The following is a 21,501-nucleotide window of genomic DNA, read 5'->3' on the forward strand; positions in this document are numbered from 1 at the left end:
TATGTACCAATCTAAGATTTTCAAGCCTTATAATCTTTTATCCATTTGTTTTACCATCTTGTCTTTCCAAACTCCAAAATCACCTTCTATAATATGTTTTCTCGCTTCTCTTACCAACCACAGATAAAAACCAAGATTATGAATAGTAGCTATTTGCATACCTAGCAACTCTCTAACCGTAAATAAATGCTTTAAATAGGCTTTACTATACTCGGTATCTACAAAAGTGATTCCCATTTCATCTATTGGTGAGAAATCATCTGCCCACTTTTTGTTTTTAATGTTAATGGTTCCATGAGCTGTAAACAACATACCGTTTCTGGCATTTCTTGTTGGCATCACACAATCAAACATATCTACACCTAACGCTATATTCTCTAATATATTGATTGGTGTACCGACTCCCATAAGATATCTTGGTTTATCTTCTGGTAAGATATCGCATACAACTTCGGTCATGGCATACATTTCTTCTGCAGGTTCGCCAACGGATAAGCCTCCTATTGCGTTTCCTTCTGCACCTGCGTTAGCAATATACTCAGCAGATTGTACTCTTAAATCTTTGTAGGTACTTCCTTGAACTATTGGAAAAAACGTTTGTTCATAATCGTACTTAAAAGGTATCTTTTTTAAGTGTGTTAAACAGCGTTCTAGCCAACGATGCGTCATGTGCATAGAGCGTTTTGCATAGTTATAATCACAAGGGTATGGTGTACACTCATCAAATGCCATTATTATATCTGCTCCAATACTGCGTTGTACTTCCATTACATTTTCTGGAGTGAAAAAATGATAACTCCCATCGATGTGAGACCTGAACTTTACTCCCTCTTCCTTAATTTTTCGGTTTGCAGATAATGAATACACTTGATAACCACCAGAATCCGTCAAAATATTTCGATCCCAGTTCATGAACTTGTGTAGCCCACCAGCTTGTTCTAAAATTGGTGTTTGTGGTCTTAGATATAAATGATAAGTATTACCAAGAATAATATCTGGATTGATATCGTTCTTTAACTCGCGTTGATGCACTCCTTTAACAGAAGCCACCGTACCAACAGGCATAAAAATCGGAGTTTCAATTGTACCATGATCCGTAGTTATAACTCCAGCTCTGGCCTTTGTGTCTTTATCTGTTGCTAAGCGTTTAAAATTCATTAAAAGTATGTCTGCTGGCAAATATAAATAACTCAATTGCATTCATGTCTTAATAAAATTTAAAATTGTTAGCAAATCCTCAAAATCGTTAATAAGTGACTACAATCCGTTTTTGTAAGGGGCTTATAAAAAACTATTTTTGCACCATCAATTTAAGCAACGTAATATGCCAAACATTCAGCAATTAGAAGATTTAACTACTCAAGTTCGTAGAGATATTTTACGTATGGTACATAAAGTAAATTCTGGTCATCCAGGAGGTTCACTTGGTTGTGCCGAATTTTTTGTTTCGCTTTATAACGAAATTATGGAAACCAAGGATGGTTTTGAAATGGACGGTGTTGGAGAAGATTTATTTTTCCTTTCCAACGGTCATATCTCACCTGTTTTTTATAGTGTTTTAGCAAGAGCTGGATATTTTCCTGTCGATGAACTCAATACGTTTAGGTTAATAGATTCTCGTTTACAAGGTCACCCAACCACTCACGAAGGCTTACCAGGTGTCCGTGTAGCCTCTGGTTCTCTAGGACAAGGAATGTCTGTGGCTATTGGTGCTGCTGAAACTAAAAAACTAAATAACGATAAGCATTTAGTTTACAGTTTGCATGGTGATGGTGAGTTACAAGAAGGACAGAATTGGGAAGCTATAATGTATGCCGCTGGGAACAAAATAGACAACTTAATTTCTACCATAGATGTTAATGGTCAACAAATTGACGGAGCCACTCATAACGTTTTGCCTTTAGGAAATTTAAGCGCAAAGTTTGAAGCTTTTGGCTGGACTGTATTAGAAATAAAAAACGGTAACGATATTGAAGCCATTCTAAAAGGTATGGCTGAAGCTAAAGCAATGACCGGAAAAGGAAAGCCAGTTTGTGTTCTGTTACAAACCGTAATGGGTAATGGTGTGGATTTTATGATGCATACACATGCTTGGCATGGTAAAGCACCAAATGACGAACAGCTAGAAACAGGCTTAGCGCAAAATCCTGAAACTTTAGGAGACTACTAATATGGAAAAATTATTTATACTTTTTCTCTTAATAACTTCGCTATCCTTCTCTCAAGAAAAAACGATTGAAATAGATTATTTTGTTGACTACGTTATACCCAGTAAACGACAAACAACTACCGACACTATATCTATTGGTTTTAATAAAGATGGGGAATACCTTTGGACCAACTACAATAAGTTGGCTCTAGATTTAGCAAAGTCCTTGATTAAAAACTCATCAGAAGATTACTCTAAAGCAAAAAGTAATATTATTTATGATACTGAAGAAGGATCATTACTTCTTACATTTGAGTTTAATAAAAATTTTATTTTTTTCAATTTAAATTTAGACTCTTTCTTACCTTTTTCGGAAAGTGATGAAAGTTTTAATCTTATAACTGAAGATATTGGTGAGACGATGAAAGTTTTAGATAGAGAAGTTAATATCTATAATATTTTTCCTGATGATAAGCCAGAAGAGATATTAACAATTGCTACAGATATAGATTATAAAGTCAATAATAGTGCAATCTTTAAAAAGTTCTTTGAAATTGCTTTTAGAAAATCTGGTATGGAAGATAATAACTTCCCTCAGTTTCCTGATGGTTTAATTTTAAAAATTATTGAGACAGAAAATACTTTACTTGAAGCCATTAAGATTTCAGATAAAAAAAAGACAATAAAAATTAATTACAGTTTGAAAATCACAGAATGAAAACATACACAAACACAGGAAATAAAGATACACGATCTGGCTTTGGAGCTGGTTTAACAGAGTTGGGTAAAACCAATGAAAATGTTGTTGCACTCTGTGCTGATTTAACGGGTTCGTTAAAAATGGATGAGTTTAAAGCCAACCACCCAGAACGTTTTTTTCAGGTTGGAATTGCTGAAGCCAATATGATTGGTATTGCGGCAGGTATGACCATTGGAGGTAAAATTCCGTTTACTGGAACTTTCGCTAATTTTTCTACTGGTAGAGTTTATGACCAAATAAGACAAAGTGTTGCCTACTCAGATAAAAATGTTAAGATATGTGCTTCTCATGCTGGTGTAACTCTTGGTGAGGATGGAGCAACTCACCAAATTCTTGAAGATATTGGCTTAATGAAAATGCTACCAGGAATGACGGTAATTAACACCTGTGATTACAACCAAACTAAAGCAGCAACTTTAGCCATAGCAAAACATCATGGTCCTGTTTACTTGAGATTTGGAAGACCTAAAGTGGCTAACTTCACTCCAGAGAATGGTGATTTTGAAATAGGAAAGGCTGTAAAACTTACCGACGGAAACGATGTTACCATAGTGGCAACAGGTCATTTAGTTTGGGAAGCTCTAGAAGCAGCAAAAGCATTACACGAAGAAGGTATTGGTGCTGAAGTTATCAATATCCACACTATTAAGCCTTTAGACGACAAAGCCATTTTAGATTCTGTTTCTAAAACAGGCTGCATAGTAACTGCGGAGGAACACAACTATCTAGGTGGTCTAGGAGAGAGTGTTGCCAGGGTTTTGGCATTGCAACAACCAACACCTCAAGAGTTTGTTGCTACAAACGATACATTTGGTGAATCTGGTACGCCAGCTCAACTCATGGATAAATATGGTTTGAATAGTTCTGCTATAGAGAAAGCGGTAAAAAAAGTTTTAAAAAGAAAATAACTTCATCTTGGCAACGTTTTTGATATTAGATACCTAATCTTAAAAACGAACAATATGAAAAATTTAAAAAAGTCAGCTTTCTTAGCTGCAATTTTAGCATTATTTAGTTTTAGTATAAGTGCTCAGGAAGGAAGCGCTTTTGGGTTTAAAGGCGGTTTAAACTATAGTGCCAACGGAGATTACTTTGAATCCATCGGTGAGAATGCAAAAAACCCTGATCGTAATATCGGTTACCATGTGGGTATCTTCGGGAAAATTGGAGACAGACTCTATTTTAGACCAGAATTAATCTACACAGCAACTAAGAGTGATTACGAGAATAATGACTTTAATGTAAAGAAACTTGATGCACCTCTTTTGGTAGGTCTAAAAGTTCTAGGGCCAATAAGTGTTTTTGGAGGTCCTTCACTACAATATATCCTTGATACAGAATTTGATGGGATTGAAATAGATTATGTAGAAGACGATTTTACAGTAGGTCTAAATTTCGGAATCGGATTAAGCTTCAATAAAGTTGGAATCGATCTGAGATATGAAAGAGGCTTTAATGATAACGAAGCTACTTTTATAAACAACAATTTAGGTTCTGGCACAGCAAGTAGAATTGATACAAGACCAGATCAATTAATCTTAAGTTTATCTATTGCTTTATAAAAAGTATCGATAAATATCAAATAAAAAAAGCCGCTCATGAGCGGCTTTTTATTTTTATAACATAGAATCTATGAATCTTCCTGATTAGATTGAGTAGAATCTGCATCTAAGTAATTAGGAATACCATCATTATCTGAATCGTCATTGGTTGGATCACCATCTTCATTTAAATCTTCATGAATGGTTAACACACCGTCTCCATCATCATCCAAATCTATATAATCTGGCGCTCCATCTTCATCAGTATCATCATCTAATACATCAAGGTTACCATTAAGATCTTCTAGGTGTGAAGGCACACCATCACTATCATGATCATCTTCTTGATATTGTAACAATTCAAACTTAAAAACTAAACTAGAATATGCAGGAATATCTGGTTGACTCCCAGAAAAATAAGCCAATCCTGATGGGATAAACATTACTCCCAAACCATAATCGTCATATTCTACAATACCATTATTAGTCATAAAACTACTCGCGGTATTAAATTCTGGTAAAATAAGTTGCCAGCCTCTAATTACTCCACCAGCAAATCCTATACCTTGCATAGGCAGATCAATTGGTGTAGCTACTCCATCAAATATATCTTCAGTCTCAACTAAGAACCCTTCATATCTTACACGTACTTCATCCGTAAATTTAGGAGCTTCCCCTCCACCTTGATTAAGTCGTAAAATATAATATTCGTAATCAGTTTCTAGATAGGTTGTAGAATGTGTTTCTACAGCATTAATAAGCAGAGTATTACCGTCTGGTACAGTTTCGCCCTCTAACAATTCAGTAATAAGGATATCATCTATTCTGTGGTTGGTACCACTTTCAAACAAGCTAGAATTGTAGTAATGTGTATTTAAATAATCCATGATAGAATCCTTATCTGCCATTTGCTGTTCGGTTCTATCTCTTTCTTCAAATGTTACAGTAGGTCCATCATCTTCTTTACAAGAATTAAAGACGACTACAAGTGCCATTAAACAAAGTGTTAATTTTAGAGATTTTAGTTTCATATTTTTAGTATTTCATGTAATAGGTTACCACAAATCCATTACAAGGTTCATTATTGCTTAATTATTGGCCGCAAGATACATTAAAATAATATTTTTGTACAATAAGATTAACGTAGATTTTAGTTAAAAAATATATGCGTATTGATAAATATTTATGGTGTGTGCGGTATTACAAAACTCGCAGTGTTGCAACAAAAGCTTGTAAAAAAGGGCACATTAAAGTTAATGGTGTTGTAGCAAAACCATCGCGAGAGGTGTATCCAACGGATAAAATTGAGTTAAGAAAGGATCAAGTCATTTACCAATTAACGGTTAATGACATACCTCCAAATCGTGTCGGTGCCAAGCTTGTAGATATTTATAGAACGGATACAACTCCTAAAGATGCATTTGCTGCTAAAGAACTCTTAAAGTATAGCAAAGATTATTACAGGAAAAAAGGAACTGGGCGACCTACAAAAAAAGACAGACGAGATATTGATGACTTCTATGAGGAAGAATAATAAATAACCATTCTTTATCTTTGTAAAAAATAGCAAATGACACTAACAAAAAATACAATTTTAAGTCACAAGGAAATTGAGCATAAGATAAAACGTATAGCTTATCAGATTTATGACTGTAATGTTGATGAAACTGAAATTGTAATAGCTGGTATTGAAAGTAACGGTTACATTTTAGCTCGAAAAATAAAACAACAGCTAGATAAGATTTCTGATATTGAGTCTAATCTATGTAAGGTTACTATAGACAAAAAAGAACCGACTAGCCCTATAAAAACATCAATTGATAAAGAAGATTACACCAATAAATCTATTGTACTCATTGATGATGTCTTAAATTCTGGCAGTACACTTATATATGGTATAAAACACTTTTTAGATGTGCCTTTAAAACAATTTAAAACGGCTGTTTTGGTAAACCGCAATCATAAAAAATTCCCTGTTAAGGCTGATTTTAAAGGTATCTCTTTATCTACTTCACTTTTTGAACATGTGCATGTAAATCTATCTAAACAACCTTATGAAGCTTATTTAGATTAACTCCAATAGAATAGTTTCTAAAATGTCTTTCTTTGATTGATTGTCTGTAGTGATTATATGCTGTGCTTGATTGTAATATTGCGTACGTTCAAAAATATGTTTCCCGATAAATTCCAACAATTCTTCTTCTGAACTTAAATGGCTAATCAATGGTCGATTATCACGTTCTGCATAAAGCCTTGTAGCTAAAAGCGGTATCGATAACTTTAAATAAATAGTCACAACCTTTTTATCATCATTTAGAATCTTTAAATTATTTCCATAACATGGAGTACCTCCACCGAGAGCCAACACAATATCATTATAAGAGTTGATGATTTCTTTTAGATATTCAGTTTCTTTCTTTCTAAAATAGATTTCTCCTTTATCCTTAAATATATCTGAAATCGTTGCGTTTTCTTTTTCAGAAATATAGTCGTCAAGGTCTAAGAAATTGTATTTCAAAAGAGTAGCCAATTCCTTACCTATAGTAGATTTTCCTGATCCCATATATCCCATTAAAACTACTATCATTGGCGCTATGTTTTGATTATTAATTGACTAGAGAAGCACACCACAAAAAAACAAAAATTTAAGCAAAAAAAGTATTGTTTTATTAATTAAACATTTTATATTTGCACCCTCGTTAAAGAGAACAATTATTGACCGGGTAGCTCAGTTGGTAGAGCATCTCCCTTTTAAGGAGAGGGTCCTGGGTTCGAGCCCCAGCCCGGTCACAAAAAGTTAAGCAAAAAAAGCTTAACTTTTTTTTTATCTTTACTTCATTACTTTGCGCACGTGGCGGAATTGGTATACGCGCCAGCTTGAGGGGTTGGTGGACATTAGTCCGTGGAAGTTCGAGTCTTCTCGTGCGCACTTTCTCATTTATTTTCCTTATTTTTTGTTAATTAAACTAATCTTACGAATATTAATCTTATTTTTGTTTAACTATTCGTAAAAAAAAGTGAACAATATTAAGAATCAATTTAGTATTAAAGATTTAGAAAATCTTACAGGTATTAAAGCCCATACCATAAGAATATGGGAAAAGCGCTATAATTTGCTTCAACCTAAGCGTACTGACACCAATATTAGATATTACGATCTCGCCAATTTTCAGAAATTATTAAACGTTAGTTATCTTAATAATAACGGGTATAAAATTTCTAAAATAGCAACTATTGAAGAGCACAAAATACCCCTTCTAGTTAGAGAAATAGCATCAGAAAACAATTTTGAAAGTCATGCAATAAATGCCTTTAAGCTGTCAATGCTAAATTTTGATCAAACTCTTTTTTACAATACTTACAATGGCCTATTAAAAGAAAAACCCTTCGATGCAATTTTCTACGATATATTTATTCCGCTTTTAACGGAAATAGGTCTTTTATGGCAAACTGATACTATTACTCCTGCCCATGAGCATTTTTTATCATCACTAATACGACAAAAAATATTAATCAATACTGAAAAAATTCAATCTAAACAGGTTAACAAGTCTAAAAAAACATTTGTACTGTACCTTCCTGAAAATGAAATACATGAATTGGGCCTGATGTTTATTAATCACCAATTGGTCAGTAAAGGATATCAATCTATTTTTCTTGGATTTAGTGTGCCATTAGAAAGCTTGGTAGATCTCAAAAATTACTATGATGAAATCATTTATATATCCTACTTTACCGTTAAACCAGAGAAGGATAACATTGAAAAGTACATAAATGATTTTAATAATTTACTTGTAGGTAAAACCAATACCAAACTTTGGATTTTAGGACAAATGCTAAACTCATTAGATTTAGATAATCTTCCAGAAGGTATTGAGGCATACAAAAGTATACAAGCATTATTAGATAATGTCTAATATATAAATGAGTAGAATAATTTCTATAATAGGTTCGGGTTTTTCAGCATTGTCTGCATCCTGTTATTTAGCTAAAGCTGGATACAACGTATCAATTTATGAAAAAAATGATACCGTTGGAGGAAGAGCTAGGCAGCTCATTAAAGATGGGTTCACTTTTGATATTGGTCCAAGCTGGTATTGGATGCCAGATATTTTTGAGAAGTTTTTCAATGATTTTGGGAAAAGCACAAGTGATTACTATCAATTAGACAAATTGAGTCCTGCCTACAAAATTTTCTTTTCTGATGAAGTTATTACTATTGGCGACCACATGGACCAGATTTGTGAAGAATTTGAACGCATAGAAAAAGGCAGCTCAAAACCTCTACGCAAATTTATCTCTCAAGCTCAAGATCACTATGATATTGCCATAAACAAAATAGTTTTAAAACCTGGCGTCTCCCCTTTTGAACTGGTTACTAAGGAAACAGTTACAAAAGTAGATCGGTTTTTTAAGACGATCAGTTCTGAAATTAGAAAGAAATTTAAAAATCCAAAATTAATTTCAACCTTAGAATTTCCCGTGTTATTTCTAGGTGCAAAACCAAGTCAAACACCGTCATTTTATAGTTTTATGAACTACGCAGATTTTGGATTGGGAACATGGCATCCAAAAGGAGGAATGTACGAAATTGTCAAAGCCATGAGGAAATTGGCTGAGGAACTAGGAGTAACGATTAATACTAACAGCAATGTTGAAAAAATTGTTACAGAAAACAATAGAGCTATAGGTATAATAATCAACGGGAATACTGTTAGATCAGATATCGTTTTAAGTGGTGCAGATTATCACCACACGGAAACTTTATTAGATAAAAAAAATAGACAATACTCAGAAACTTATTGGGAGAAAAGAACATTTGCTCCTTCATCATTACTCTTTTATGTTGGTTTTAGTAAAAAACTTAAACGGATAGAGCACCATAATCTGTTTTTTGATACTAACTTTGAAAATCATGCTGAGGAAATATATGATGATCCGAAATGGCCTGAAAATCCATTATTTTATGTTAACTTTCCGTCTGTTACGGACATTAGCATGGCTCCAGAGGGTTGCGAAACGGGATTCTTCCTCATCCCAATCGCACCAGGATTAGAAGACACTCCAGAGCTTAGACAACAATATTTTGATATTATAATTAATCGTTTTGAAAAACGAACAAATCAAGATATTAAAGAACATATTCTTTTTAGAGAATCATTTTGTGTTAATGATTTTATAAGTGAATATAACTCTTACAAAGGCAACGCCTATGGTATGGCAAATACCTTAAGACAAACCGCCTTTTTAAGACCAAAATTAAAAAGTAAAAAAGTAGATGGGCTTTACTTTACTGGGCAGCTTACAGTCCCTGGACCCGGAGTACCACCATCGTTAATATCAGGAAAGCTTGTAGCTGAATTGATTGAAAAGAATGAACATTAAAAGTTATTTACATTAAGCCTATGAAATCAATTTTTGACAACGTATCTAAAGAGTGTAGCAAAGCAGTAACAAATGCTTACAGCACATCGTTCTCAATGGCTACAAAAATGTTATCCGATAGCATAAGGCAGGATATCTACAATATTTATGGGTTTGTAAGATTTGCTGATGAGATCGTAGATACTTTTCACGATTACGATAAGGAAAAGCTATTCAAAAATTTTGAAAAGGATTTGGAAAATGCCTTAACGGATAAAATTAGTTTAAACCCCATTTTAAATTCATTTCAAGAAACCTATCATAACTACGGCATAGACAAACATCTTGTCGATGCATTTATGGACAGTATGAGATTAGACCTTAGTAAAAAGGATTATTTGACTGAGGAAGAATATAAAAGCTATATTTATGGTTCTGCGGACGTTGTTGGGCTTATGTGTTTAAAGGTTTTTGTTAAAGGAGATAATGAAAAATATGAAGACTTAAAAGACTCTGCAATGAGTTTGGGCTCGGCTTTTCAAAAAGTAAATTTTCTACGCGATTTAAAAGCAGATTTTGAAGGTTTAAATAGAACATATTTTCCTAATACGGATTTAAACAATTTAGATGAAATTTCTAAACAAAATATCATTTCAGACATTGAAGCAGACTTTGCAAAGGGCTTAAATGGTATAAAACAGTTACCTTTAGACGCTAAATTTGGTGTGTTTATGGCTTACCGTTATTACAATAAATTATTACAAAAACTCAAAAAGACACCTGCTTTAGAAATTAAATCTGCGAGAATACGCGTACCCAACTATAAAAAAGTAGAGTTACTTACTCGGAGTTATGTAAAATATCAATTGAACTTACTCTAAATTTTTAAAAGACGACTATTATGCAAACTGTTTTTTGGATATTGATTTTCTTAGGAACATTTTTTATTATGGAATTTAATGCATGGTTTACACACAAATACATAATGCATGGGTTTTTATGGAGTCTCCATAAAGACCACCACCACAAAGACCACGATAGCTGGTTTGAGCGAAATGACGCCTTCTTCATCTTCTATGCTGCAGTAAGCATAATATGCTTCTATCTCTGGAATTATGAAGGCTTATGGTACACATTGCCTATAGGCTTGGGGATTTTAATGTATGGTATTGCCTATTTTATTGTTCACGATATATTTATACATCAGCGTTTTAAGTGGTTGCGTAATATCGATAATAAGTATGCACGTGGTGTTAGACGTGCGCATAAAATCCATCACAAGCATTTAGGAAAGGAAAAAGGTGAAAATTTTGGAATGTTAATCGTACCGTTTAAGTATTTTAAATAGGTTACTCTGCCAGCAATTGGTCTAACTGGTTTCTCACAGTTTCACTATACCAATCCACAGCACCAGATTCATCAATGACTATCTCTCCTTTTTTATTGATGATAAAAGTTCGAGGAATTGATCTTGTAATTAATTCTTTTGGAACGTCAGACCTTCTGATGTAAACAGGAAATGTATAATTCTTTTTGTTTTTGAAAGCCTGTATGGTCTTAGCAGACTCGTTAGTTACAAATAAAAACTCAACCTCATCACCATATTTTTCATATAGCTTTTGCAAACTTGGCATTTCCGCTATACACGGTGCACACCAAGTAGCCCAGAAATTAATCAACACCACTTTATTTTTTGTGTCATTGAAATTTAAAACTGCACCATTGTCTGATTTTAAACTCCAATTGGGATATGATACCGTTACCCTATCACCTTCTTCAATGAGTGATGATTGATTGATATAGCTCAATCCTTTATGCAAAACCACTTGAATGTGGGTACGTGTTGCAGGAATTATCAGAAGAACAATTGCTACTACAAATATGATACTTGAAATATTTACCCGTTTGCGTTTAACCATAAAAATTAATATCAATGAAGCGTACTATTCAATAAAGAATACATACGCTTCAAATCTAACAAAATAAATGTAGCTTTTTAATTTCTGGTCACTAATCCCGTAGGTAAAGACGCTAGATTTAGACCAAAAGCATGGGTTGCTGGTGCGATATCATTTCCAGCAGTTCCAACTAAAGGTTTTATAGCAAAAGGAGCAGGCGAATCGTCTGGTACAGGCTCTACCGAAATCACTACTGTTCTTCCTCTAATATCCAATGGAAACGTTTCGCCTGTTGGTGCATTCATAAAGAAATCTTCTCCAGGCACTGGTGGTCCTGCCTGTGCGGTGCCACTAAAAGGTGCGGCACTATCTACAGCATTGAATTGTGTAAAAGTCCCTGTCGATAAAGGCCCTGAGTCACCCACAACCCATCCTTCATAAGCCCATCCAACTGGCAAAGTCGGTAAATTAAAGTTTGGAGATGGTGGCATACCTGGTGTACCGAACCAAACACCATATTGATCATTCATATTATTACCAGAAGTCTCATCCGTTGGAGTTCTTAAAAAGAAGGCTCCCGAAGCATTACTAAAATCTCCTATGAGATCCGTATTAACTGAAGCTGTACTGCCTGAAAACTCACCACGTAATATCTTAGTGGCTGCTGGTGCTGGGTCATTATCAACAGCTGGCTCAATTGAAAGCACAAAAGCCGAGGCCTCATTTAGTTGCATAGTATTTACCGAAAAACTCTGTGGAAAAACTACGCTACTAAATGTACCGGTAGAAACCGGGTTTCCATCTACAATAATCCAACCTTCATAAACATAATCTGTTCCTAAGGCTTCTAAACCACTCAGGTTTAAAGTCAACTCAGAATTTGTTGGACTGTTGTCGTCGTCACTACTGCAAGACGTGGCAAAAAAACCAAATGCCAAGGCTGCAAAAAACATTTTTTTAATCATCACTTTTTTTATTTTAAAATTTGTATTCCAAAATTAAAGTGTGAAGTTGTGATAAAATGTTAGCTAGCTAACACTAAGCTATATTTTTGAGTAATTTTATTTCTTTTCTATTGAAATCTATATGGTTATCGTTCTTCAACTCGTTCATTAAGATGTTGAGAGTTGGTCGTGAAGTACCGATTAAAGAGGCTATATCTTTTTGTGTATAAGGATGCTTTATGATCTTATTTCCTGTTTTTTCACAATCGTAACCGTAATCTGCACAAAGCTCATTAATAAATTCTACAAGACGGGTTTTAGTATCCTTAAACATCAATAATTGAAGCCTACGTTCTAATTTTTTAAACTTAAAGCCAATAAACTTATAGACTTTAAAACTAAAGGTTTGGTTGTCTCTCATCAATTGGTGCATTGTATTTACTCCTACTGGACAAATTGACGTTTTATTGTCTATAGATTGTGCAAATTCATCTCTTTTTTGCTCTCCCAGTATGGCTTTTTCACCAAAAAGCTCTCCTTTACTTAGAATGGCTTTAATAATCTCAGAGCCATCTTCTTTGTAATAGCCTATTTTGACTTTCCCTCTTTCTATGAGGTAAATCTTATTGGCATTGTCTTCTTCAAAATAAATATAATCACTCTTTCTGTAAGAATTAAAGTCGTGGCAATCCTTATATTTTTTGAACTTGTGTGGACAGAGCACCTTAAAAAGGTTAACATCGTCAAAGAACCATATTGACTGCATTTTTAGGGAAGGTTTTGTTAGATTAAGGCTTATGTCGTAAGATTTTACAAATCCTTACAATAAAAAAAGCCCTTAAATTTTAAGGGCCTTTCACAATCTATATATAAAGTACTTTATTATCTATTCTGCTCTTTAATTAAATTTAATGCAGAACCTTTATTGTACCATGCAATTTGCGCCGTATTATAAGTATGATTTAATGCTATGGTATCTTTAGAACCATCTGCATGAACCACCTCAACATGTAATGGCTTATCTGGTGCAAATTCATTTAAATCCAAAAAGTTGAACATATCATCTTCTTGTATTAAATCGTAATCAGACTCATTAACAAACGTAAGTCCTAACATACCTTGTTTCTTAAGGTTAGTCTCATGAATACGCGCAAATGATTTTACAATTACAGCAGCTACTCCCAAATGTCTTGGTTGCATGGCAGCATGTTCTCTAGATGATCCTTCACCATAATTATGGTCTCCGACAACTACTGACCAGATTCCATTCTTTTTATATTGACGCTGCACATCTGGTACACCTCCATATTCTCCAGTTAATTGGTTTTTAACAAAATTAGTCTTTTGGTTAAAGGCATTTACAGCACCAATCAACGTATTATTAGCAATGTTATCTAAATGTCCTCTAAAACGTAACCAAGGACCTGCCATAGAAATATGGTCGGTTGTACATTTACCAAACGCTTTAATCAATAGTCTTGCTCCTGTGATAGAGTCTCCAATAGGCTCAAAAGGCGTCAATAACTGTAAACGCTCTGATGTAGGATTTACATCAATATTTACCTTACTCCCATCTGCAACAGGTTCTAAATAGCCATTCTCTTTAACGTCGAAACCTTTTGGAGGTAATTCCCATCCTGTTGGCTCGTCTAACATCACTTCTTCGCCATTTTCGTTGATTAACGTGTCCTTCATTGGATTAAAGTCCAATCTACCAGCAATAGCAATCGCAGCTGTAATCTCCGGTGAAGCGACAAAGGCGTGCGTATTTGGGTTACCATCTGCACGCTTAGCAAAGTTTCTGTTAAATGAATGTACAATACTGTTTTTAGGGGCGTTTTTAGGGTCATTATATCTTGCCCATTGCCCTATACAAGGTCCACAAGCGTTAGTGAAAATCTTAGCATCTAATTTTTCAAACACCTGAAGGATTCCGTCCCGCTCTGCTGTGTAGCGTACCTGCTCAGATCCTGGATTTATACCAAACTCTGCTTTGGTTTTAAGTCCTTTGTCTAAGGCCTGTTGTGCGATTGATGATGCTCTCGACAAATCTTCGTAAGACGAATTGGTACAAGAACCTATCAATCCCCATTCTACCTGCATTGGCCAATCATTAGCCTGTGCTTTTTCAGTCATGTCCTTACCTACTTCTGTAGATAAATCTGGTGTAAAAGGTCCGTTTAATAAAGGGCCTAATTCTGAAAGGTTGATATCTATAACCTGATCGAAATACTGCTCAGGGTTTGCATAAACCTCATCATCTGCAGTAAGATATTCTCTTATTTTGTTTGCTTCTGCTGCAACATCTTCTCTGTCTGTTGCTTTAAGGTAACGCTCCATAGAATCGTCATATCCAAATGTAGATGTTGTCGCGCCAATTTCAGCTCCCATATTACAGATAGTTCCTTTTCCTGTACAAGACATTGAAAGTGCACCAGGTCCAAAGTATTCCACAATAGCACCTGTTCCACCTTTTACAGTCAGAATTTCTGCTACTTTAAGGATGACATCTTTTGGTGCTGTCCAGCCAGACAATTTACCTGTTAATCTAACACCAATTAATTTTGGAAATTTCAGCTCCCAAGCCATACCTGCCATGACATCCACAGCATCTGCACCACCTACTCCAATGGCTACCATACCTAAACCTCCTGCGTTTACAGTATGTGAATCTGTACCAATCATCATTCCTCCAGGAAAAGCGTAATTCTCTAACACTACCTGATGAATAATACCAGCTCCTGGTTTCCAAAATCCTATACCATATTTATTTGATACTGATTCTAAGAAATTAAATACCTCACTACTAGTACTGTTTGCGTGTTTTAAATCTGTAGCTGCACCATCCTTTGCCTGGATTAAGTGATCACAATGTACCGTTGTTGGTACCGCAACTTTAGGTTTACCAGCTTGCATAAACTGTAAGAGTGCCATCTGCGCTGTTGCATCTTGGCACGCTACACGGTCTGGTGCAAAATCTACATAATCTTTTCCTCTTTGAAAAGCTTTAGTAGGTTTGCCATCCCACAGGTGAGAGTATAAAATTTTTTCTGAAAGGGTTAATGGTTTTCCAACAATCTCTCTCGCAGCATCAACTCGCTCCGTCATGTTAGCGTAAACCTTTTTAATCATATCAATGTCAAATGCCATATAGTATTTTTATGAGGTTGATAATTCAATTTTTTAGCAGTACAAAATTACGAATTCCTTAGCGTTTTTAAAAATATGTAACGAAATCGCATTTTTATTAAAAATAAATCACAAACTATTTATATCTCTGATAATTATATGAATAATTAACAGTAAAACAGGGATTTATATATTAATTTAATAAATTCTATTATTTAGAATAATTATGAATTTAAGGCTTTGTCCTATAAATTCTCAATAATATGAGGATGGCTACAACAATTCCAATGACCATAAATAGATTGCCAATTGTGAAAAGTTCACTCGCAAAAGTCCAATGCTGAATTTTAAAAAGTGTACCAATAATGGTAAAAGCAAGACCAATCAAAAAAATGATTATTGCAGGAATAAGTCTTCTTTTACTAGTTTTCATAAGATTTAAAATAGGCTTTCAATAATCTTTTCATCACTTATACCTTCAGCATCTGCTTTGTAGTTTTTAATAATTCTATGTCTTAGAATTCCTGTTGCAACAGCTTGAATATTTTCTATATCAGGTGAAAACTTCCCATGTGTAGCAGCATGTGTTTTTGCCGCAAGGATTAAATTTTGCGATGCACGTGGTCCTGCTCCCCAATCTACAAACTCCCTTACAATATCTGCAGCAGAATCTGCTTTTGGTCTTGTTTTACTCACCAAAGAGACTGCATATTCAATAACATTATCTGCTACCGGAATGCGTCTAATCACGTTCTGAAAATCAATGATCTCTTGTGCAGTAAACAAAGGGTTTACAGATGCCTGAACATCTGTAGTTGTGGTTTTTACCACATCCACTTCTTCCTTAAAAGAAGGATACTCTAAATTGATCGCAAACATGAAACGGTCCAACTGTGCTTCAGGCAATGGATATGTTCCTTCTTGCTCAATTGGATTTTGGGTTGCCAATACAAAATAAGGCAAGTTAAGTTTATAATTGTGACCTGCAACGGTTACAGCGCGCTCTTGCATTGCCTCCAACAACGCTGCCTGAGTTTTTGGTGGTGTTCTGTTAATCTCGTCTGCCAAAATAATATTAGCAAAAATTGGCCCTTTAATGAACTTAAAATGACGATTTTCATCAAGAATTTCGCTTCCTAAAATATCACTAGGCATTAAGTCTGGTGTAAATTGTATACGCTTAAAGTCTAAACCTAAAGCTTGGGCAATAGTATTTACCATCAAGGTTTTTGCTAAGCCTGGCACACCTATTAAAAGCGAGTGCCCACCAGAGAATATAGAGATTAAAATTTGATCTACTACATCATCTTGACCAATAATGACTTTAGCGATTTCTTGCTTTAGTGCCTTATATTTTTTTACAAAGTTTTCGATTGTGGTAACATCAGACATATTCTATTGTGTTTTTAGCCAGTTACTTTGGTAATCACAATCTCTGTATTCACCATTGATTTTTATGTAAGTCTCTGCAATGGTTTCTTTCTGCCATTTCTCTATGGCTTTTATTTGTTTATCCTGTAATGCCAATTCCTTAATCTTTAGATAGTCTCTAGAGTAATCGGCCTTATGGTCATTAATTCTGTCCGTAACCGTCATAATCTTAAACTTAATTCTATTGATTCTATCTTCATCTTGTATTACTGGACTAACCTCACCATCTTTTAAATCTTGAATCTGAGTGTACATCTCAGTGTCCATTTTTGTAAGTTCAAAATTAAAGTCTTGTGTTGTAGGATTGGTTAATTGACCTCCTTCATACTTGGTCTCTTTTTCATCACTAAACTCTCTAGCGGCTTCTGCAAAAGAAATACTCCCGTCGACTATTTTTTCCCTAACCATGTCTATTTCATCTTTTGCCTTCTGAATTGCTTCTGCCGTCAACTTTGGTCTCAATAAAATATGTCTTACGTCGTACTCTTGCCCTCTAATTTTTTCGAGATATATAATATGGTATCCAAAATCTGTTTCGAACGGTTCTGAAATTTCACCTTCTTGCAAATTGAAAGCCACATCTCTAAACTCTTTCACCATTCTTGGTTGCTTTCTATTCATAGTTGGCAATAAGCCGCCATTGTTTTTAGAGCCTGTATCTTCAGAATAAAATAACGCCTTAGTTGTAAAGCTGGCTCCATTTTCTTCCACATCCTTTTTATAACCTTTAAGCTTTTCAATAACTTCTTGTTTTGCCTCTTCGGTAACCTCTGGAATAACAACAATCTGAGCAACCTTTAATTCTGTACCAAACGTTGGTCTTTCATCTTCTGGGATGTCATTAAAAAACGTTCTTACTTCCTCAGGAGTTATTTCAACATCTTTAATGACCTTAGTTTGCATTTCTTGAGCCAGATAATTATTCTTATTTATCTCGTACATTTCTTCCCTAAGCGCTTCTTCAGAATCCTTCTTATAAAATTCTAACATTCCTTGCATGTCGCCATTTGTCTGCGCCATGATACCTTGTATTTGCTGCTCTACTAAAGACTGAATGTACAGTTCGTTAACTATTACACTATCTTGAACAGCTTGATGTGCATATAATTTTTTCTCCAAAAGGCTACCAAAAAGTTCGCAGCGTGTTATACCAGATAAATCCGCACCTTGGGCTTCTAACTGAGCAATTTCACGATCTAAATCAGACTCTAAAACAATGTAGTCACCAACTACGGCTGCCACACCATCGGCTTTAATCCGTGTTTGGTTTACAATACTATCCTTAGCTTTTATTTTAGGTGTTTCTTCATCAGGAATAATTTCTTGTGAATGAATAAAACCAAAAAAGAACATACAGCAAAAAGCCGCTGTACTAGTTATATATCTGAAATTTATTGTTTTTAATTGCATCTTTTGTAATATCATTTTCTAGTTGCTTAATAAGCTCTAACTTCCGTTTATTTATAACAATTTGTTTTATTGAAGGCATGACGTAATCCAGAGGTGCATAATCATTCTGCAAACGTACGTCATTAACTTGCATCAAATATAGGTTTAATGAATCTTTGAGTTGTAAGAAATTAGTTTTTTTTAACAGTTGGTTTTTATTTTCTTGATTTACAACAGGAACTTTTTCTGCTACCTGATTATATTTTACCCATAATGAATCATTAAGTGAATAGCTCTTAAACTGCACAGACAAGGAATCTAAATAGCGTTTATCCTTTAATTTGAAGCGTCTAAACCTATTCTTTATGGTATCTAAATTAATTGGGTTTAAGGGTAAACTTATATATCTAAACTGTAATAGATCATCATTGAGTTTAAAAGACTCTTTATTGGCCTCATAAAATACTTCAGCTTCATTTTTGTTAACAGCCGTATCTATATTTTTCTTCACCAAAGCTTCTAAATAAGCTTTTGTGTAGAGGTCGTTCTTATATTGATCAACCAGTTTAGAAAAGTCTTCTTGCTTGTCTTCAGAAAGGTTTAATAAAGCGCCATCCATAAGCAACAATTGTCTTGCCCAACGATTAATGTAGGCGTTGACCATAAGGAGACTGTCCTCTTTGCTTGCACCTTCGGGTACTACGTCCGCAACATCCTCTTTGTATAAATAAGAGTCGTTTACTCGTGCTATGGGTTCGCGATCATCAGTTGTTTTAAAGAAATCACAACCGTGAAGCAAAATACACGTGGTTAATATATAGAGGGATTTTTTCAAAAAAATTATTGGTTTCTAATTTTAGATTTCACGTTCTGTAACACGTCTTCATTGACCTCAACACTAAAACGTTTGTAAAGACCATCTATCCAGTTGGACTCTAGTTGTTCTTGATAATCATTGATCACATTACCTTTTGCTTCTTCCAAGCTTTTGTTTCCTGCTGGTAAAACAGCTTTTACATCAAAGACATGGAATGCATCATTGTGCTCATAAATTTTAGACACGCCTTCCTTTACTTCAAAGCTCGTTGGTAACTTACTATCATTTATATCGTAGGTGCCTTTGGTGAAAATGATGTTCTTTTTAGAGTCCGTATTCAACTCGGCATTAATGTCCTCCTGAGATTTACCCTTTTTCATCATTTTTAAAACCTTTTGGGCATTAGCTTCATTAGCAGAAGAAGCCATCACCACTTCTACTCTTTCATTCCATTGATATTTAGACTTATTTTTGTTGTAATATGCTTCTAATCCCACTGAGTCCTTTGAGGCTTTATTCCAGACTTCTTTTTCCATTAAATCAAACAACAATAATCCATCTCTATATTCCTTTAGGATATTAGCAAAATCTTGATTTTCTGACTCTAGGTTATCCTCTCTATATTGTAGAATCGATCTTTCAAAAAACTTATCTAATTCTTTATCTACGACCACAGAAAATGGCACGCTTTTATTTCCATAAGCACGCTGAGCAGACATGAGATGACGGCCAAATTCATTGTAAGTAAATGGTCTATCGTTGATTGTGAAAACCGTCTTGTCCTTATCGAAGTCTTCTGGCAGTCTCCATGAACGTGAAAAAAAGTCTTTGGATAGTATAGACTCAAAATAGGCTTTAGCTTCAGGATTATATGAGATTTCGTAACGCTTTTTCAACTCATTTACCATCGCTGTATTTATCAACTTAGACCTAGAGTCTCTTTTAACTCTTGCCTCAAGTGTTGGTTTTAACTCTTCAAAAGTTTGAATGGGCTTAAGTTCTATTCGCTTAACAATATGCCAACCGTATTCTGTTTTAAAAGGTTGGCTTATATCTCCATCATTCTTTAATGCAAAAGCCTGGTCTTCAAACTCGGTAGAGCTCAGTTGACCACTTTTGAAAGACGTTAATTTTCCACCGTTTTTAGCAGAGCTTTTATCATCAGAGAATTGCTTTGCTAAAGACTCGAAATTTTCGCCTTGTTGTATTTTTTTATAGATATCATTGATGCGTTGTTCAGGGTTTAAGAGTGAGTCCTTTTGCTCTAAAGCAATCATGATATGCGCAGCTGTAATCGTACCTCTTGATGGTCGCTTGTCATTAACTTTTACAACATGATAACCAAACTGGGTTCTAAACGGCATGGAAATTTCACCCTTTGGTGTGTTGAAGGCTGCCGTTTCAAAATTATATACCATCTTAAATGCAGAAAAATAACCTAAGTCTTCTAAAAAAATGGTTTGCCCATTGTGCATGTCTTTCTTTACCGCATCAAATCCTTCATTTAAAACACGCTCCCTTAACTGTAAAACTTCATTATATGCATTTAATGTGTCCTTAGCATTTTCGTCCAACCTTACTAATACATGCGACGCATTAATGTCCATATTACTTCGGTCATAAGCCTCCTTAACCAAAGCTTCAGTAACTTTGTTTTCTGAGAGGTAATTCTTGGTCAGTTGATTTTTATATCTTAGAAATTCGCGCTGGTAATTTGCATCCTCGTGCAATTTTAATCGTTTGGCTTCTTTTAATTTTAACTGATATTCTGTAAACAATTTTAAGTAGCCATCGACATCCTTTTGACTTTCGTCTTTTACTAAATCTAAATTTTTGTTGTAAACCCTTAAAAATTCTGAAGTCATTATAGGTTCGCCATCTACTTTCAACAGTACTTCATCTTTCTCTTGAGAAAAAGAAACGTTCAGTGCAAGCAACGCTAAAAGCATTAATTTAAATTTCACTTTCATATCTGTTCTTCTTTAAATCTTAACAATATTTAACCTAACGCTCTTAATTTAGAGGTTCAGCAAAAATAACATAAATCACCTATTCTACAAGTTGAAGAGCACGCATAAT

The 21,501-nt window shown here is 34.6% G+C and carries 22 protein-coding genes and 2 tRNA genes; 12 read left to right on the forward strand and 12 right to left on the reverse strand.

Annotation, left to right across the window (positions count from 1 at the left end):
• Positions 1-27: 27 nt before the first annotated feature.
• Positions 28-1,158, reverse strand: coding sequence for a tRNA guanosine(34) transglycosylase Tgt (tgt, locus tag SIB89_RS03615; protein ID WP_412561195.1), 1,131 nt, complete (start codon positions 1,156-1,158; stop codon positions 28-30).
• 166 nt (positions 1,159-1,324) lie between these two features.
• Between tgt and SIB89_RS03620 the strand changes: the two genes are divergently transcribed.
• The 4 genes from SIB89_RS03620 to SIB89_RS03635 are packed head-to-tail and all read left to right on the forward strand — an operon-like array spanning position 1,325 to position 4,471.
• Entirely contained in the window at positions 1,325-2,170 is an 846-nt protein-coding gene (locus tag SIB89_RS03620; RefSeq protein ID WP_412561196.1) for a transketolase, read from the forward strand.
• 1 nt (position 2,171) lies between these two features.
• Positions 2,172-2,867 carry a hypothetical protein gene (locus SIB89_RS03625; RefSeq protein WP_412561197.1) on the forward strand — a complete coding sequence of 232 codons (696 nt, stop codon included), beginning with the start codon at positions 2,172-2,174 and terminating at the stop codon, positions 2,865-2,867.
• Entirely contained in the window at positions 2,864-3,817 is a 954-nt protein-coding gene (locus SIB89_RS03630; protein WP_412561198.1) for a transketolase family protein, read from the forward strand. The genes SIB89_RS03625 and SIB89_RS03630 overlap by 4 nt, the downstream gene beginning before the upstream one ends.
• 54 nt (positions 3,818-3,871) lie before the next feature.
• Entirely contained in the window at positions 3,872-4,471 is a 600-nt protein-coding gene (locus tag SIB89_RS03635; RefSeq protein WP_412561199.1) for an outer membrane beta-barrel protein, read from the forward strand.
• 68 nt (positions 4,472-4,539) lie between these two features.
• On the opposite strand, the gene SIB89_RS03640 is transcribed toward SIB89_RS03635, so the two are convergent.
• Positions 4,540-5,481 carry an FKBP-type peptidyl-prolyl cis-trans isomerase gene (locus SIB89_RS03640; protein ID WP_155089816.1) on the reverse strand — a complete coding sequence of 314 codons (942 nt, stop codon included), beginning with the start codon at positions 5,479-5,481 and terminating at the stop codon, positions 4,540-4,542.
• Between the two features lie 134 nt (positions 5,482-5,615).
• Between SIB89_RS03640 and SIB89_RS03645 the strand changes: the two genes are divergently transcribed.
• Together SIB89_RS03645 and SIB89_RS03650 are read left to right on the forward strand one after the other, a co-directional pair.
• The gene (locus SIB89_RS03645; protein ID WP_155089815.1) at positions 5,616-5,984 is read left to right on the forward strand and encodes an RNA-binding S4 domain-containing protein; all 369 of its coding nucleotides are present in this window, start codon (positions 5,616-5,618) and stop codon (positions 5,982-5,984) included.
• Positions 5,985-6,020: 36 nt separating this feature from the next.
• Complete coding sequence (locus tag SIB89_RS03650) at positions 6,021-6,524, forward strand: phosphoribosyltransferase family protein (RefSeq protein ID WP_412561200.1); 504 nt, start codon at positions 6,021-6,023, stop codon at positions 6,522-6,524.
• Here the strand turns inward: SIB89_RS03650 and SIB89_RS03655 are convergent.
• Positions 6,516-7,037 carry a shikimate kinase gene (locus SIB89_RS03655; RefSeq protein ID WP_412561201.1) on the reverse strand — a complete coding sequence of 174 codons (522 nt, stop codon included), beginning with the start codon at positions 7,035-7,037 and terminating at the stop codon, positions 6,516-6,518. The genes SIB89_RS03650 and SIB89_RS03655 overlap by 9 nt on opposite strands.
• 130 nt (positions 7,038-7,167) lie before the next feature.
• On the opposite strand from SIB89_RS03655, the gene SIB89_RS03660 reads away from it, so the two are divergent.
• The 6 genes from SIB89_RS03660 to SIB89_RS03685 all read left to right on the forward strand — a co-directional run bounded on the left by SIB89_RS03660 (position 7,168) and on the right by SIB89_RS03685 (position 11,162).
• A tRNA-Lys gene (locus tag SIB89_RS03660) sits at positions 7,168-7,240 on the forward strand.
• Between the two features lie 55 nt (positions 7,241-7,295).
• Positions 7,296-7,379 (forward strand) — tRNA-Leu (locus SIB89_RS03665).
• Positions 7,380-7,467: 88 nt separating this feature from the next.
• Complete coding sequence (locus tag SIB89_RS03670; protein WP_162306976.1) at positions 7,468-8,367, forward strand: MerR family transcriptional regulator; 900 nt, start codon at positions 7,468-7,470, stop codon at positions 8,365-8,367.
• 7 nt (positions 8,368-8,374) lie between these two features.
• On the forward strand, positions 8,375-9,835 hold the full coding sequence (locus SIB89_RS03675; RefSeq protein WP_412561202.1) for a phytoene desaturase family protein: 1,461 nt from the start codon (positions 8,375-8,377) through the stop codon (positions 9,833-9,835).
• Between the two features lie 20 nt (positions 9,836-9,855).
• A complete protein-coding gene (locus SIB89_RS03680) occupies positions 9,856-10,695 on the forward strand; it encodes a phytoene/squalene synthase family protein (RefSeq protein WP_412561203.1) in 840 nt (279 codons plus the stop codon).
• A 20-nt stretch (positions 10,696-10,715) separates the two neighbouring features.
• Positions 10,716-11,162, forward strand: a complete 447-nt coding sequence (locus SIB89_RS03685) for a sterol desaturase family protein (RefSeq protein ID WP_155089810.1) — start codon at positions 10,716-10,718, stop codon at positions 11,160-11,162.
• A gap of 1 nt (position 11,163) precedes the next feature.
• On the opposite strand, the gene SIB89_RS03690 is transcribed toward SIB89_RS03685, so the two are convergent.
• From SIB89_RS03690 to SIB89_RS03730, 9 genes are all read right to left on the reverse strand, one after another.
• On the reverse strand, positions 11,164-11,733 hold the full coding sequence (locus SIB89_RS03690) for a TlpA family protein disulfide reductase (RefSeq protein ID WP_412561204.1): 570 nt from the start codon (positions 11,731-11,733) through the stop codon (positions 11,164-11,166).
• 77 nt (positions 11,734-11,810) lie between these two features.
• Positions 11,811-12,677 (reverse strand): anti-sigma factor, encoded by an 867-nt coding sequence (locus SIB89_RS03695; RefSeq protein WP_412561205.1) that lies wholly within the window; start codon positions 12,675-12,677, stop codon positions 11,811-11,813.
• A 73-nt stretch (positions 12,678-12,750) separates the two neighbouring features.
• Positions 12,751-13,422, reverse strand: a complete 672-nt coding sequence (locus SIB89_RS03700; protein ID WP_412561206.1) for a Crp/Fnr family transcriptional regulator — start codon at positions 13,420-13,422, stop codon at positions 12,751-12,753.
• A 116-nt stretch (positions 13,423-13,538) separates the two neighbouring features.
• Positions 13,539-15,806 (reverse strand): aconitate hydratase, encoded by a 2,268-nt coding sequence (locus SIB89_RS03705; protein WP_412561207.1) that lies wholly within the window; start codon positions 15,804-15,806, stop codon positions 13,539-13,541.
• 211 nt (positions 15,807-16,017) lie between these two features.
• The gene (locus SIB89_RS03710; protein WP_412561208.1) at positions 16,018-16,218 is read right to left on the reverse strand and encodes a GldL-related protein; all 201 of its coding nucleotides are present in this window, start codon (positions 16,216-16,218) and stop codon (positions 16,018-16,020) included.
• 5 nt (positions 16,219-16,223) lie between these two features.
• The gene (locus SIB89_RS03715) at positions 16,224-17,177 is read right to left on the reverse strand and encodes an AAA family ATPase (protein ID WP_412561209.1); all 954 of its coding nucleotides are present in this window, start codon (positions 17,175-17,177) and stop codon (positions 16,224-16,226) included.
• A gap of 3 nt (positions 17,178-17,180) precedes the next feature.
• Entirely contained in the window at positions 17,181-18,641 is a 1,461-nt protein-coding gene (locus SIB89_RS03720; protein WP_412561210.1) for a peptidylprolyl isomerase, read from the reverse strand.
• The gene (locus SIB89_RS03725) at positions 18,589-19,440 is read right to left on the reverse strand and encodes a peptidyl-prolyl cis-trans isomerase (RefSeq protein WP_412561211.1); all 852 of its coding nucleotides are present in this window, start codon (positions 19,438-19,440) and stop codon (positions 18,589-18,591) included. Before SIB89_RS03725 ends, SIB89_RS03720 begins: the two co-directional genes overlap by 53 nt.
• A 5-nt stretch (positions 19,441-19,445) precedes the next feature.
• Positions 19,446-21,392, reverse strand: coding sequence for a peptidylprolyl isomerase (locus SIB89_RS03730; protein WP_412561212.1), 1,947 nt, complete (start codon positions 21,390-21,392; stop codon positions 19,446-19,448).
• Positions 21,393-21,501: the final 109 nt, after the last annotated feature.

Origin of the sequence: Winogradskyella sp. MIT101101, assembly GCF_047126865.1 — a bacterium.
Classification (GTDB): Bacteria; Bacteroidota; Bacteroidia; order Flavobacteriales; family Flavobacteriaceae; genus Winogradskyella; species Winogradskyella ouciana.

Excerpts from the sequence above, each read along its gene's own strand:
- SIB89_RS03620 (WP_412561196.1), top strand. The coding sequence starts at position 1,325 with ATGCCAAACATTCAGCAATTAGAAGATTTAACTACTCAAGTTCGTAGA.
- SIB89_RS03680 (WP_412561203.1), top strand. The coding sequence starts at position 9,856 with ATGAAATCAATTTTTGACAACGTATCTAAAGAGTGTAGCAAAGCAGTA.
- SIB89_RS03730 (WP_412561212.1), bottom strand. The coding sequence starts at position 21,392 with ATGAAAGTGAAATTTAAATTAATGCTTTTAGCGTTGCTTGCACTGAAC.
- SIB89_RS03675 (WP_412561202.1), top strand. The coding sequence starts at position 8,375 with ATGAGTAGAATAATTTCTATAATAGGTTCGGGTTTTTCAGCATTGTCT.
- SIB89_RS03700 (WP_412561206.1), bottom strand. The coding sequence starts at position 13,422 with ATGCAGTCAATATGGTTCTTTGACGATGTTAACCTTTTTAAGGTGCTC.
- SIB89_RS03645 (WP_155089815.1), top strand. The coding sequence starts at position 5,616 with ATGCGTATTGATAAATATTTATGGTGTGTGCGGTATTACAAAACTCGC.
- SIB89_RS03705 (WP_412561207.1), bottom strand. The coding sequence starts at position 15,806 with ATGGCATTTGACATTGATATGATTAAAAAGGTTTACGCTAACATGACG.
- SIB89_RS03720 (WP_412561210.1), bottom strand. The coding sequence starts at position 18,641 with ATGATATTACAAAAGATGCAATTAAAAACAATAAATTTCAGATATATA.
- SIB89_RS03685 (WP_155089810.1), top strand. The coding sequence starts at position 10,716 with ATGCAAACTGTTTTTTGGATATTGATTTTCTTAGGAACATTTTTTATT.
- SIB89_RS03650 (WP_412561200.1), top strand. The coding sequence starts at position 6,021 with ATGACACTAACAAAAAATACAATTTTAAGTCACAAGGAAATTGAGCAT.
- SIB89_RS03640 (WP_155089816.1), bottom strand. The coding sequence starts at position 5,481 with ATGAAACTAAAATCTCTAAAATTAACACTTTGTTTAATGGCACTTGTA.
- SIB89_RS03635 (WP_412561199.1), top strand. The coding sequence starts at position 3,872 with ATGAAAAATTTAAAAAAGTCAGCTTTCTTAGCTGCAATTTTAGCATTA.
- SIB89_RS03710 (WP_412561208.1), bottom strand. The coding sequence starts at position 16,218 with ATGAAAACTAGTAAAAGAAGACTTATTCCTGCAATAATCATTTTTTTG.
- SIB89_RS03655 (WP_412561201.1), bottom strand. The coding sequence starts at position 7,037 with ATGATAGTAGTTTTAATGGGATATATGGGATCAGGAAAATCTACTATA.
- SIB89_RS03690 (WP_412561204.1), bottom strand. The coding sequence starts at position 11,733 with ATGGTTAAACGCAAACGGGTAAATATTTCAAGTATCATATTTGTAGTA.
- SIB89_RS03625 (WP_412561197.1), top strand. The coding sequence starts at position 2,172 with ATGGAAAAATTATTTATACTTTTTCTCTTAATAACTTCGCTATCCTTC.
- SIB89_RS03695 (WP_412561205.1), bottom strand. The coding sequence starts at position 12,677 with ATGATTAAAAAAATGTTTTTTGCAGCCTTGGCATTTGGTTTTTTTGCC.
- tgt (WP_412561195.1), bottom strand. The coding sequence starts at position 1,158 with ATGAATTTTAAACGCTTAGCAACAGATAAAGACACAAAGGCCAGAGCT.
- SIB89_RS03630 (WP_412561198.1), top strand. The coding sequence starts at position 2,864 with ATGAAAACATACACAAACACAGGAAATAAAGATACACGATCTGGCTTT.
- SIB89_RS03715 (WP_412561209.1), bottom strand. The coding sequence starts at position 17,177 with ATGTCTGATGTTACCACAATCGAAAACTTTGTAAAAAAATATAAGGCA.